Source organism: Yersinia sp. SCPM-O-B-9106 (C-191), from assembly GCF_026183365.1.
Taxonomy (GTDB): Bacteria; Pseudomonadota; Gammaproteobacteria; order Enterobacterales; family Enterobacteriaceae; genus Yersinia; species Yersinia rochesterensis.
Genome location: NZ_CP110791.1, coordinates 1,713,263 through 1,727,071 on the forward strand (window position 1 = coordinate 1,713,263; position 13,809 = coordinate 1,727,071).

Below are 13,809 nucleotides of genomic sequence, written 5' to 3' on the forward strand. Positions count from 1 at the left end.
AATGAGTTATGATGGATTCTTATATAAAGCTATATTTTCGTCATTAAATATAAATAATCAGAAATTAAAAAAGCCCGTCAAAATTCTGACGAGCTTTCAGTAATAACATCATTTTAATTTCTATTTTATGGCGACGGGCTGTCTATCTCAGAGTATGAAGCTATCAAATCTACCAATAATTGGTTCATCTCAGCCAATAGCGCCAGATAGCCAGTACCATGAGCCAAAGCAGCATGTCTATCTTGTTCGTGCAGTAAGGATTCGAATTTAATACAACTATCTACCAGTATCTGGGCATCAATTAATTGTACACCACCCTTAATCCGATGAACCAAACTCGCCATTTCTTTATAAATATCAGCAGAAACTGTGTTGTCATCATCAACAGTGAGGCGCGTATACAGTTGTGTCAGCACCCCGGTATCGTGCACATTGCTTTCCAGTAAAAATTGTAATAATTGCAACTCCACTTCAGCATTGCCTCCCGATAGGGATTTTAGTTTATCCTGCGCTGCTACTAGAGGAGATTGTTGTTTAGTAACAACAAGATATTCGTTCTCACCTGAATTTATCTCTTCCTGCTGACCGCGATTCTGCACTGTAACATCATTAATCACAGTGTGATGATGTCCCGTATCCACATAACTGCCAATAATCTCCTGACGCAGCAAAGTGGTGCGCAGCGTATCGATAGTCACGGGTTTAACCATGCAGTCATTCATCCCTGCATCATTGCAACGGGTGGCACTTTCTTCCCGCGCATCAGCGGTGCAACCAATGATGATCATATCTTTCATCGTCGCACTATTACGGATGTGGGTGGCCAGTTCGTAACCATTCATCAGCGGCATATTGTAATCCGTGATGACAGCATCAAAACTATAATGCTGCAATATTTGCCAAGCTTCAGCGCCATTTTCGGCACTCATGACTTGCTCGATACCAATAAAGGCTAATTGTTGCTGTAGCAATTGGCGGTTAGCGGGTAAATCATCCACCACCAAAATACGCAAGTTTTTCAACTGATTAAGTTGATTTTCATCTACGTCAATAATGATTGAATCTGGTGGCAAATCACTGATTGTGGCAATTTCCAGCGGCAATGTAATAAACAGACTGGTTCCTTTGCCAAGCTGACTTTCTAATGTTATTTCCCCACCCATTTTGTGAATCAATTGATGACAGATCCACAGCCCCAGACCGGAGCCACCGAAACGCGGTGATTTACCCTCGTTAGCTTGGCTGAATGGTTGGAATAATGTGGCCTGTGCCGCAGGGGAAATGCCAATACCGGTATCTGTAATATCGATATTCATTATGCCATGCTTCTCATCGATAGATTCCCAGGTGATATCCACTGACACACCGCCCTGTTCGGTAAACTTCAGGGCATTACCCAATAGATTGCCCATTACCTGCCGTACCCGCAGCATGTCAACCATCACCAAATCAGGGATATGGTCATCCAGCCAGCCAGAGAATCTTAGATTGCGTTCATCGGCGATAGGCTGATAAATCGTGAACATCCGCTCTATTTCCTGACGGAAATCCACCACAGCAGGGTGAACACTCAACTGCCCGGCTTCGATTTTGGCGGAGTCGATGATGTCATCCAGCAGTAGCATCAGTGATTGAGCTGATTTGGAAACTGTCACCAGCGTGTTTTTATCCACCGGCTGGTCACTGCGTATTTCCAGCTCCAATAACCCCATAATGGCGTACATTGGTGTGCGCAGTTCATGGCTAATCGTCGCCAGGAACGTACTCTTAGTGCGGTTAGCACTTTCGGCTTCGACACGGGCGGCTTCCAGTTCGCGCTCAACAGTTTTGCGTTGGCTGATATCCAGCCAGCCGCCCAGCAGACTGCGTTCCGCATTATCCAGTGGAATAATCCACAGGAAAATATCACGCAATTCCTTGTTGATCTCAAGAGACAAATCCACCATTTGGGGCTGTCTGTCTCGTAAGACATAACGACAATATTTATCTATCTCACGATCAAGTGGGCTGGTCATTGGCCAGTGGGCTTGCTCAGTCTTCTGATTGAGCATGTCGTTCAGCTTATCTTGATGTGCAGCGGCAAAGTGACTGTTATAAACCGCTAATTCACCTTTTTTAGTGCGAATAAAAACAGCGAATGGCAGGGCATTAATAATGGATTCTTGTTGCCGTAAACGAGCCTGTAACAACTTGGCCTGGCGGCGTTTATTGAACACCAGATAACAAAGATACAAGCCGAAGACCAACAGCAGACCGGAGCTTATTTTTAGCGCCAACATTAGCCATTCATTCTCCAATGAATGCTCATCAAAGGAGGTCGGTTTAGGTTTGAATGTACTCCACTCACTGATCAGATTGTCTAACTCTTCCGGAGGAATTGACTCAATGACTTTATCAATGATGGCTTTTAATTCAGGTAATTTCGGGCTGATGGCAAATGCCATCATCAAGGGTTCTTCTCCGGTGACGGCCACCGTTTTAATATTGGGAGTGAAGTTCTGTGCCGACAGGTAGTTAGCGGTCATCATATTCTTGATAATCGCATCGACTTTTCCTTGTTGTAACCAACGCACTAATGTCATGGTATCAGGCGCGTCTACAAAGGTGATTTTTTGGGCTAAAAGAGGGTTGCTAATAATTCCACCGGAAGTGCTGCCCGCTTGTATACCGACCCGTTTGCCCGCTAAATCCGCTACGTTGTTGATATCAATGCGATCTTCTCGCGTCAAGATGCCCCACAAAGATTGGGCGACAGGCAAGGAGTAAAGGTTGTTGCCGTATTGCCCATTACGGACTGCCACAATGGGCAGCATATCTATTTTCCCAGCAATAAAATCACGCATCGACTCACCGGTATCTTTGCTATAAACCGGTTTAAATTTAATCCCGGTTCGGCGTGAAATAATATCAATGAGATCGATAGAAAAACCGGCCATTTCGCCTGTTTGGCGATCACGAAAAATCAGCGGAGCCAGATCCAATGGCGCCACATAACTCACCACCGGATGATGTTGAATCCAGGCAACTTCTTGTTCTGTCAAAAGTAATTTGGCATCAATATTGTAATGATGCTTACTGCCAAACCAGCGCTGTTGAATATCACCCGTGGCCCGGCTGGGCAGTAATTCCAGAATCTGATTAATGTAATCGATCAGTTTTTGATTTTTTTCCAGCGCCAGAAAGGTGTAAGGGGCGGGGTGATAAGGGGCAAAATTACGAATTTGCAATGTCAGCAGTTGCAATTGGTCAATCAAATAGTTGGCTGATGTGGCGTTGGAGACAAACACATCGGCATTACCATAGGCTACAGCCAGTAATCCTTGCAATTGATTCGGATAAGCAACGATTTTATCGGCATGATAATTAAACAAAAACTCCGGTGAGAGTGGCTCATTATTCACGATGGCCACCGTTTCCGGATGGGTGCGTTTGGTGGGGTCCCAATTTTTGCTGCGAACCTCCACATGCCGGTTAGTAAAGAAAGCATGGGAAGCAATCAGCCCTGGTTGAGCGGGCATAGGGGTGCCAGCCATTAAATCAACCTGACCATTTTCTAATGCATTCAATACCAAGCCATAATCACAATAACCAATCATCTGAAAAGAGAGTTGGCTGGCATCACTGATGATTTTTAGATAATCCGCAACAATACCTTCAATAGAAGTATCATCGCGATTCACGACAAAGGGTGTATTAGCATCAATAACCACCCCCACTTTCACAGTACGCCGGCTTGATTGGCGCGCGTCAGTGGACGGGGGCAGCAGTAAGTCTTCACTGTAACTGTTCGCGATACTGTGTATTGTCAATGGTTGACCAGTATCACATCCCTGACGGCTTGTCATTGGGGCTGCATAAAGTTGCCCACTTAGTAATAGCAAACAGCACAGTAAAATGCGTAAAGAGAACAAACGATATAAAGATAACGCGGTACGCGGTAAATTAGACCAGTCTGAGCTAGACCAAATTATGGGTATGCGCATAATCCGCCAGTTCAATTACAGAACTTAGTCCTAGTTTAGTTAGGATACGTGTTTTATAGGTACTGACAGTCTTGTTACTGATAAACATCTCATCGGCAATCTGTTTATTAGAGAGACCATTGACCAGGTAACGTAAAACATTAATCTCGCGTTCTGACAACAAGCGAGCCCGATTGACAGGATCATGACTTGAGGGTTGCCCAGCTAATTGGGTCAAAGTCTCAGATGGGAAGAAAGAATACCCACGTAATACGTTCTGTGCAGCAAAAAGAATTTCACTAATATCTTTATTTTTACTAATGAAGCCATTCGCGCCGGCTTGTAATGCTCGCACAGCAAAAACCTGCTCATTTTTAGCGGACAAAAATAATGACTTACCGGTAAAACCACGTTGCTGTAGTTTTTTCAGCAATGAAAAACCATCAAAGTTCGGCAGTTCAATATCGATAATAACCAGATCAACAGGATTATTTTTTAATGTTTCTAGGGCTTCACTGCCGTCAACTGACTCGTAAATAGTTGAAAACTCATTGCTTTGTGACAGTAAAGCACGAATAGCGACACGAATTGCTGGGTGGTCATCAACTATCATTACTGATTTTGTCATGTTATCTCCGTAAACCGTTATATCTTGGGATTCGCAGAGTTAATTCACTGCTGCTCGTTAGCACCGATCGACTTTAAATGATTACCCAAGATGAGATAAACAAGAACTGCTACTGCCGATGCTCAAACTATTATTATACCCGCCATACTACAAACTGTATGTGCGTTAGCTACCTTTAATCACCCAAATCATTGACTCATCAGAGTTCTCTTGCTTGCCGCTTTCCTGCCACACGAATTATTTAGCGTATATGTAAGGTACTATTTCGGTGATTTTAATCTCTAATTATAGATTATCAAGAAAAGATTCTTACTCATGTAGTGGCTGCTTAACCAAATTCATACCATCAGCTTTATTCTGCTTAGTGAATTGATTATAAAAGAGTTGGGATTTTTTTTATTAAAATTCGAATTAATCATTCAAAAAAAGAGAAAAAATAGTCAAATAATCATTCTAACTGTAAAAATATCCGATTTTTCATTACTGCATGTAGGAAACTTCCATGATATGTCGTTTATCCTATTCCAGTATAAATATCAGATAGATAGCAAATTATTTTATAATGGATTAATCAGGGCGAGGGAATGAAAAATTCATAATGGTGCTTTAAGAATCTCGCTATTACGATAAATGGTGAGATCAAAACCAAAGCAAAAAGCCCGCTTAGTTTCCTAAGCGGGCTTCTCTAATATGGCTCCTCTGACTGGACTCGAACCAGTGACATACGGATTAACAGTCCGCCGTTCTACCGACTGAACTACAGAGGAATCGTGTGAACGGGGCGAATAATAGCGGGGTATGAGGTACATGTCAAAGGGGAAACAGTAAATTTGGATTGTTTGCTTACAGTTTGTGCAACTTGTTGAGATTTTTAGCTTTTAGCTCAATGTTTACCCACAAAAAAAACGATTTGATAACCAGTAAAATGGCGGGCAGTGGTGTGATCAGACTGCCCGCCGGGGCATTTATTGTGGGGCATCCGTTAAGACAAACATGCCATACGGATGAATTTGCAGGTAATAGCTGTCGCCGGGAGCGGGTTGTAATTGTGTGGCATTCACTTGCAACAATAATGATTGGCCTTGCCAATCGACCAGAACTTCATATTGTGGCCCCATATAAGCCACTTTATTGATAGTGCAGAGCTGGCTTGGGTCACCTTGTTGGCTCAACGTAATGGCCTCAGGCCTTACTCCCACGGTAGCTTGCTGATATCCATCAGCAAATCCCTGTGGACGCGGAATGTGATAACCAAAAATTTCGACGCTATCACTGTTGATCCGTGCTGGGAAGACGTTGGCATCCCCCATAAAACTGGCCATAAAGTGAGAAGCTGGGTGGCGGTATAATGTCTGCGGTGCGCCAATTTGCATGATTTTGCCTTTATTCATGACCAATACGGTATCAGAAACGGCAAAAGCCTCGCTTTGGTCGTGTGTGACATACAGCGAAGTAATATTGAACTGCTGCTGTAATTCACGAATTTTATCGCGCATGCTGCGGCGCAGGTTGGCATCCAGGTTACTGAGCGGCTCATCAAACAGCAGCACTTTGGGCTTCAGGATAAGCGCCCTTGCCAGCGCCACGCGTTGTTGTTGCCCCCCCGATATTTGATCAACAAAACGGTCAGCAAACCCCTCTAAATCAACCAGTGCCAGCGCTTCTTTCACCCGGTCGCGAATTTCATTTTTTGGGCGACCCAACATTTTTAGACCATAACCAATGTTTTCGCCGAGCGACATATGCGGAAACAGGGCATAGGACTGAAATACCATACAGATATCGCGTTGCTGGATAGATCTATCCGTCACATCTTCACCGTCGATAAAGATTTGTCCGCCAGTGGGTTTTTCCAGCCCAGCAACCAAGCGTAATACGGTAGTTTTGCCACAACCGGATGGCCCCAATAGGGTGACCATTTCGCCTTTTGGAATAGCCAGATTTAAATCATCGATAACGGTATTGGTGCCAAAACGCTTGGTGATATGTTTGAGTTCGACAAAATGTTTCTTATCAGACCCATGATTTTTATCAGATTCATAGTTTTCGTTAGTCATCATATTAAACCTTATCAGTGCGCCGTTATTCAGCATTACTGGCTTTCGAGCGGGCAATACGCGCTTCGCCAACCAGATAATCAAACAGGAAGATGATGGCGAGCATCACCACAATCAGAATGGAGCCATAAGCAATTGCGATGCCGTATTCACCATCTTCCACCCGATTAAGGATGTAGGAGGTGGCGACTCGCGTGTCCGGCGTCACCAGGAAAACAATGGCACTGACGGTGGTCATCGCCCGCACAAAGCTATAAATCAGCGCTGATAAAATCGCCGGGCGCAGCAATGGCAGCAAAATATAAATCACAGTACGCAGCGAACCCGCTCGTAAGCTGAGCGAAGCTTCATCCAGCGATTTATCCAGTTGTCCAAGACCCGCAATCCCGGCACGTATCCCGACGGGCACATTTCGCATCACCATCGAGATAATGACGATGGCCGCAGTGCCGGTCAGATACACTGGCGCACTGTTAAAGGCCAGAATATAGGAGACCCCAGCAACAGTACCCGGCACGGCGAAACATAGCATCGTGCTGAATTCGATGGTTTTTTTGCCACGGAATTGCTGGCGTACCACGATATAGGCAATGAGTAGCCCCAGAGCGGCGGTGATAGGGGCGGCAATACCGGCATAGAGCAGCGTATCGAGCAACGAAGGCCATGCGCCATCACTGAAACCTTGCCCAAATAGCTGGTTAAAGTTATTCAGTGTCAGGGTGTAATCAACCCCCCAGTTGACGGTGAAACTGCCGTAGAAAATGCTGCCGTACAACAACACGTTAAAGGCAATCCACACATACAGCATGGCCGTAGTGCCCCATACCAGTGAAACCGGCAAGGGTTGGACATCGCCACGCGAGGACTTACCGGAGATGGTGACGTAGGAGCGCTTGCCTATCCACATATACTGGATACAGAAGATAAACAGCGAGAACATTAGCAGAATGACACCCAGGGTCGAGGCCGCCGGATAATCAAGTTGAGCGCCGGTAATATAGAAGTAAATTTGCGTGGCGAGCACGTCAAAGTTCCCCCCCAAGACCAGCGGGTTACTGAAATCAGCCAGTGATTGCACGATGACTATTAAGAATGAGTTCGCCAATGCCGGTTTTAACAGCGGCAGAAACACTTGCCGAAAAGTCTGCCAGCGACTGGCGCGCAAGGTATAGGAAGCTTCTTCCAGTGACGGGTGAATTGTTTTAATCGCGCCGTCGAGGATCATAAATGACATCGGCGTAAAGGCCAAAACTTGCGCCAACCAAATACCGGTAAAACCATAGAGCCAGTTAGTGTTTGTCAGCCCGAACCAAGTGACCATTAACTCGGTCACGTAACCGGAACGGCCCATCATTAAGGTGACACCCAACCCAACCACAAATGGCGGGGTGACAATCGGCAAAATTGAGAAAATTCGCCCCAACAATGCTGAGCGTTTAGCAATTCTCGTGGTGTATATGGCTAAAACCATGCCAAAGAAAGTACAGCCAATACCCACTGCCACCGACAGCATGAATGAATTCCAGATCACTTGCAGGATATGCGCTTGCCCGAGGATGGCCATAAATTGCCATGGCGCAAAAGCCCCGCTTTCATCGGTAAACATCGGAATGAAGATAGCGATACTGGGATACAGAATAAAAACAGTGATCAACGCGATAATGGTGACCAGCGATCCGAGGACAAAACGATCGCCTCCCAGCCATTCAAGGCGAGCTAGCGCTAACGTAATGACCGCGCCTAAGGCGATAAACAACCCGATAGTTGCAAAGCCCAGTCCGCGCTCAACCCAGGCTGAGGTGATCACCACGAATAAGGCGCAAAATAGGGCGAATCCAGCATCAAATAGGTGGCGAGCACGATGTTCGCGCCCTTGTGGGGAAAACGGTCGGAAAAGCAGCACTAATGGCAAGGCAAACCATACAATACTGATATTTAAGCTGGACCAGCCATAGGCGGCAAGTAGCTCAGAACGGCTGGCATCAAGTAGGCCATAATCCAAACTGAACGCAGGTAGTAAGGCAAAAGCAGCCACGGAGAAAGCCAACCAATAGAAAATGGTATCCCGTGTCTGCGGGAGCCGCAGAACATGTGAGTGAGTCATGGTGTTCCCCAGATCTAACCTTCATCCTTGGCGTTGCAGCAGTGTTCGCTACAACGCCAATGGCTCGGTTATAGAAAAAGCGCTAAGTTATTTTATGGTTCGCTGATTTTGTAGGCTGTTATTTGCCCATCTTGACGTCATTGACCCACTTGGTGATCAACTTCTTACGCATTTCGGTAGCACCGTAAGTGTCCATGTCGTAATTAATCAATTTCAAGTCATCGAGCTTGAGTGAGTTAGGGGAGGTCGCTGCGGTGGTGTTGGTCAGAATTTGGTAAGACTGGCCTTTCTGCCATGCCAATTCTTGCGCGTCTTTTGACAATACCCAGTCAACGAATAGCTTGGCGTTATCCAGGTTACGTGCGCCTTTCAGAATACTGACGCCGCCAATTTCATAGCCAGAACCTTCGCAAGGTGAAATCAGTTTCAGCGGTGCACCTTTTTCTTTTTCCAGCGAGTAATCGTGCAAGAAGCCAATGCCAATGGTGGTTTCACCACGTGCAGCATTACGGGCTGGGGCGATGCCCGATTTCGTGTATTGCGACACGTTGGCATTGAGTTTTTTCAGGTAATCGAATGCGGCATCTTCACCCCACAATTGTGAGAAAGTGGCCAGCGCGGTGTAGGCGGTACCCGAGCTTTGCGGATCGGCAATCTGGATTTCACCTTTGTAAATTGGGTTGGTCAGGTCTTTCCAGCACTTAGGTTCTGGCAGACCTTTTTCTTTCAGGCGGTCGGTATTCACACCCAACCCTAAAATGCCGATATATACCGCAGAGGAATAGTTACCTTTGCGTTTTGCCGGATCGCGGAATTGCGGCATGATTTGCGCCAGATTAGGGGAGGCGTAGGGATAGAGTAAATCCATTTCACCGGCCTGAGACTGCGGATCCAGAGTGCCGCCATACCAAACATCAGCCTGTGGGTTCTTTTTCTCTGCATCGACTTTGGCCAGTGTGCTGCCGGAACCATTGCGAATAAAGCTGGTTTTGACATCGTATTTTTCGCCGAACGCTTTGGCTTCTTCTTCACACATCGCGTTGGTGGCGCTGCAATAAATCACCAAACGGCCTTCCGCTTTGGCGACAGTGGTAAAAGCACTCAGTGCGAGGCCCGCGGCTATCAGTGCTGAGAGAGAGGTAAGTTTCATAACATTATCCTTTTTATATTCTTATGCGCCCGTTGTGCGGGGCAAGCAGAGTTGTAGTTATAAATATGACAGTTATAAAGATGACAATTGTAGAGGTATGACTTACTTTACTTAACGTACTTTTATTGACTTAACGAACTGTTTTTAATCGATTAATACCGGCCATCAACAGCGGCATCAATAACAACCCAACGCCAGCCGATGCCAGTGTTAGCAGGGCAAAAAAGCCTTGCCAGCCATAATGTTGTAATACTTGCGCCAGCGGCCACCCCGCCAGTGCTGCCCCGAGATAAGCAAATAACCCGAGAAACCCAGTGACCGTACCGGCAGCATCTTTATGGGTATATTCGGTGGCTGCCAGGCCAATGAGCATCTGTGGCCCAAAAACAAAAAAACCGATACTGAAAAATGTCACCGACAGCAGTGGATAGTTATCTACCGGTGCCAGCCACAGGGCCGTCATGGTCAGAAACAGCCCCAGTGCGAATAACAAAATCATTGGTGCGCGCTGACCGCGAAATAACAAATCTGATCCCCAACCAGCGAACCACGCGCCAAATAACCCACCTAACTCAAACAGCGATAAAGTGGCGTTGGCACTGAGTAAATTGACGCCATGGCTCTCCGCCAACCAAATATTGCCCCAATCATTGAGTGCGATGCGGATCAGGTAAACCAGCACATAAGAAACCCCTAATAACCAGATGGTGCGGTTGCGCAAAATAGCATCGCGAAAAATACGGCCCATCGGCATGGGGGGGCTTTGCTGCTCCTGCCACTGATCTTGTGGGTCACGCCGCCATTGGCCGATGGTCGGCAAACCTTGCTGTTGTGGCTTGTCGCACAATTGCCAACACAACCAAATACCTAATACGATGCCGATGGCCCCTGGCACTAACAGTGCGGACTGCCAACCATAGTGCGAGGCCAGAAAGGCCGATAACAAAGGTACGGCGGCACCGCCAATACTGATTGAGGTATTCCAGCAGCCCCACCAAGTCCCGCGTTCGTTGCGGGAATACCATGTGCTCAGTAATTTGGCACAAGGCGGCCAGCCCCAGCCCTGAAAGAAACCATTTAAAGTCCAGACCACCAACAAGGCGGGCAGGGAGTGGCACAGGGTAAACACCACATTCAGTATCCCGGTCATCATCAAACCGATGCCCATAATCCAGCGCGCTTGGGTGCGGTCACTGACAATGCCGGACACAAATTTTGAGCCGCCATAGGCCAAATAAAACAGGGTGCCCAGCAAGCCGATGTCCCCTTTATCTAACCCCAGCTCCAGTTGCATCACTGGCATGGCGTAATTAACACTTTTGCGGGTCAGATAAAAGGCGGCATAGCCCATCACCATGGCGGCCATCAGGCGCGGTCGCCAGTAGCGGTAGCGCGCATTCACCTGTTCCGGCGTCAAAGGCTCAGGGGATATAGTCTTTGACGACAATGACGGTGCTGACATGGACTCCTCCGGTAATTGTGTTGAGTGTAAGGAAGGAAAAAGTAAAAGAGATGAGACAAGGTTGTAGATGGTTAGGAATAATGCTTAGTTATGAGGGGGTTTGATTCAGTTCTGTGGGCAGGTTCACAGAGTCGCTGGTGCGGACATGGGTCGGCAGATTGACCACCACTCGGGTTCCTAAACGGCGTTGCAATAACCAGTCGCCGCCCAGAGCGCGCACGCGCTCTTCAATACCGCGTAAACCTAATCCACCACCTTGCGGCTGCACTGGAATTCCCGTGCCGTCATCACGGACTTCCAGTGTGATGATATTGTCGGACAGGCGCAGGCTAACCTGAATATTGCTGGCATTAGCGTGTTTATTAATGTTGTTGAGCAGTTCTTGCACCAGCCGGTAAAGCGTAAACACCACCACGTCTTCGCCGGGGGGCGCGGGCAGCGCATAATCCAACTGGAAATGAATACCTTGCTCGGCGAAAGCGAATTCTTCTGCCAGATGGTGCAGGGCTTGATCCAGTGGCATTTCATCCAACACCGGTGGGCGTAATTGGCGTAGCAGTTGGCGGGTGGTTTGGTGAATACGTTGCGATAAGCTGCTGATTTGATTAGCCGCAGATTGTGCCGCCGGGGAGGGCGCACTGCGGTTGACCAGCATCGCCTGAATTTGAATGGCGGTGATGTTCTGGCCGATTTCGTCGTGCAGCTCGCGAGCAATTTCTTTGCGCACATCTTCCTCGGTGCGTACTAACCGTTTCATCAGTTTGCGGCGGGTTTGCAGTTCTTGCTCCAACTGATTGCGGTAACGGTGCAGATGTTGCGCCAACTGCTGTTGGCGGCTGATGGCGATCCCCAGCGTCAGCCCTAACAGTGCTTGAGTGGAGAGAAATAATTCCAGTTCCGCCAAATCATGAAATGCCCCACTGGCCTGACGGGTCACGGTTATCATCAGGCTACCTAACACCGCCGCCAATACCCCGCCTTGCCAGCCGAATTTGTAAGCCATAAACACATTGGGCAGAAAGACAAAAATCAGTAGCAATCGCTCCATATTGGGGGCAATAGCGATTTGCACACAAACCCCAATGGCAAAAATTAGCGAGCACCAAATCAGCAGCGAGGTGCGCAGCGGTGGGTCTGGCATCTGTTGCGAAAACAAGTTTCGGATATGCTGCTGCTTTAAATATTCATAGATGAGATAGGTGAATGGCACTAACAAAATGCCGCCAGTAAAGGTGGCGAGCAGCGTCTGGGTTAACGGCAATGGCAGCCAGAAGCCCAGCACCAACCCGTGTAGCAGGCTGTTACCGGTGACGGCGGCAAGCAACAATAACAGCCGCTGCCAATAAAGCGTGTAATGGTGCCAAAAACGTTGGGTCAGCTCAGCGGGCAGCAAACTGAGGAACGGTGACAGCATAATCAACACGGTAGGTTGCAATTGTTCACTGTGCAGCCACCACAATGCGGCGCACTCTGTCAGTAACAAGACTGACCAATAGCGGCGCGGCAGCAATATCATCAAGGCCAGCCGCAGACCTTGCGGCAGTAATAAAACGGCGTGTAAACCATCGTCACTCAGATAAAAACTAATCGTCCACAGCGCCAGCCAACTCAGTGAGAAGAAAATAGCCAGAAACAGCGATAGCCCCACTGAGCGCAATTGCCACATGTCAGTTCCCTGCCAGTAATTGATGTTGCAGCGCAAAGTGCACCAGTTCGACCGTGGTTTCGCAATTCAGTTTACCCAGAATATTGGCCCGATGAACATGGACGGTTTTGTGGCTGAGTGATAGTTGCTCAGCAATGGATTTGACACTAATTCCATTGATTAATAACTGGAAAATCTCTTTCTCGCGCGGTGTTAACACCGCCAGTTGTTGCGGCTGCTGCGGCATATGACGCAAGGCGCGCAGGGCATCAGCACATAAATAGAGGCCACCGCCATTGACGGTGCGTAGCGCCTGAACCAATTCGTCCGGGCCACAGCGTTTAGTTAAATAGCCGCTGGCACCAGCATCCATGGCACTTTGCACAAAGGCGGTGGTGTCATAAATACTCAAAATAATGGCACGAAAATGTGGCATTTTCTGGCGCAGGCGCTTGAGCAGACTTAACCCGCTTTCGTCCGGCATTGAGATATCCATCACGGCGACGTGTACATCTGTCATGGGCAGATTGCTCCAGGCCTCTGCCGCCGAACCATATTCGCCAATAATGCGTATATCTCTCTCCAGCGATAACAATTGGGCAAAACCAGAGCGGACAACAATATGGTCATCTATCAACGCGACATTAATCATAATTTTTCATTATTGCGGAACATAGACGTGCATGATGCTCATCAATCATTAGGGTGGCAATAATTGTTATCAAAAATGTAAGAGGCTTAACATATGCGGGAAAAATCTGATGGAGAAATAAGCTATTCTCAGTGAAAAACTCAGCGCTC

Annotated in this window: 8 protein-coding genes and 1 tRNA gene; all 9 read right to left on the reverse strand. The window is 47.4% G+C overall.

Annotated elements, in window-relative coordinates; all coding sequences use genetic code 11:
- Nucleotides 1-125: 125 nt before the first annotated feature.
- Nucleotides 126-3,845, reverse strand: coding sequence for an ATP-binding protein (locus tag OP863_RS07895; RefSeq protein ID WP_186368326.1), 3,720 nt, complete (start codon nt 3,843-3,845; stop codon nt 126-128).
- Between the two features lie 112 nt (nt 3,846-3,957).
- Nucleotides 3,958-4,590 carry a response regulator transcription factor gene (locus OP863_RS07900; protein ID WP_004391176.1) on the reverse strand — a complete coding sequence of 211 codons (633 nt, stop codon included), beginning with the start codon at nt 4,588-4,590 and terminating at the stop codon, nt 3,958-3,960.
- 691 nt (nt 4,591-5,281) lie between these two features.
- Nucleotides 5,282-5,357 (reverse strand) — tRNA-Asn (locus tag OP863_RS07905).
- 198 nt (nt 5,358-5,555) lie between these two features.
- Nucleotides 5,556-6,647 carry a ferric ABC transporter ATP-binding protein gene (fbpC, locus tag OP863_RS07910; protein ID WP_038633945.1) on the reverse strand — a complete coding sequence of 364 codons (1,092 nt, stop codon included), beginning with the start codon at nt 6,645-6,647 and terminating at the stop codon, nt 5,556-5,558.
- Between the two features lie 25 nt (nt 6,648-6,672).
- Nucleotides 6,673-8,751 (reverse strand): ABC transporter permease, encoded by a 2,079-nt coding sequence (locus tag OP863_RS07915; protein ID WP_265526077.1) that lies wholly within the window; start codon nt 8,749-8,751, stop codon nt 6,673-6,675.
- A 118-nt stretch (nt 8,752-8,869) separates the two neighbouring features.
- On the reverse strand, nt 8,870-9,901 hold the full coding sequence (locus tag OP863_RS07920) for an ABC transporter substrate-binding protein (RefSeq protein WP_038633940.1): 1,032 nt from the start codon (nt 9,899-9,901) through the stop codon (nt 8,870-8,872).
- 130 nt (nt 9,902-10,031) lie between these two features.
- Entirely contained in the window at nt 10,032-11,363 is a 1,332-nt protein-coding gene (uhpC, locus tag OP863_RS07925; RefSeq protein WP_038633937.1) for an MFS transporter family glucose-6-phosphate receptor UhpC, read from the reverse strand.
- Nucleotides 11,364-11,451: 88 nt separating this feature from the next.
- On the reverse strand, nt 11,452-13,029 hold the full coding sequence (locus OP863_RS07930) for an MASE1 domain-containing protein (protein WP_145588157.1): 1,578 nt from the start codon (nt 13,027-13,029) through the stop codon (nt 11,452-11,454).
- A 1-nt stretch (nt 13,030) separates the two neighbouring features.
- Complete coding sequence (locus OP863_RS07935; RefSeq protein ID WP_145588159.1) at nt 13,031-13,660, reverse strand: response regulator; 630 nt, start codon at nt 13,658-13,660, stop codon at nt 13,031-13,033.
- Nucleotides 13,661-13,809 lie beyond the last annotated feature (149 nt).

What these genes read in the sequence shown, in the direction of transcription:
- OP863_RS07895 (WP_186368326.1), bottom strand. Translation starts at nt 3,845, where the DNA reads ATGACAAGCCGTCAGGGATGTGATACTGGTCAACCATTGACAATACAC.
- OP863_RS07900 (WP_004391176.1), bottom strand. Translation starts at nt 4,590, where the DNA reads ATGACAAAATCAGTAATGATAGTTGATGACCACCCAGCAATTCGTGTC.
- fbpC (WP_038633945.1), bottom strand. Translation starts at nt 6,647, where the DNA reads ATGACTAACGAAAACTATGAATCTGATAAAAATCATGGGTCTGATAAG.
- OP863_RS07915 (WP_265526077.1), bottom strand. Translation starts at nt 8,751, where the DNA reads ATGACTCACTCACATGTTCTGCGGCTCCCGCAGACACGGGATACCATT.
- OP863_RS07920 (WP_038633940.1), bottom strand. Translation starts at nt 9,901, where the DNA reads ATGAAACTTACCTCTCTCTCAGCACTGATAGCCGCGGGCCTCGCACTG.
- uhpC (WP_038633937.1), bottom strand. Translation starts at nt 11,363, where the DNA reads ATGTCAGCACCGTCATTGTCGTCAAAGACTATATCCCCTGAGCCTTTG.
- OP863_RS07930 (WP_145588157.1), bottom strand. Translation starts at nt 13,029, where the DNA reads ATGTGGCAATTGCGCTCAGTGGGGCTATCGCTGTTTCTGGCTATTTTC.
- OP863_RS07935 (WP_145588159.1), bottom strand. Translation starts at nt 13,660, where the DNA reads ATGATTAATGTCGCGTTGATAGATGACCATATTGTTGTCCGCTCTGGT.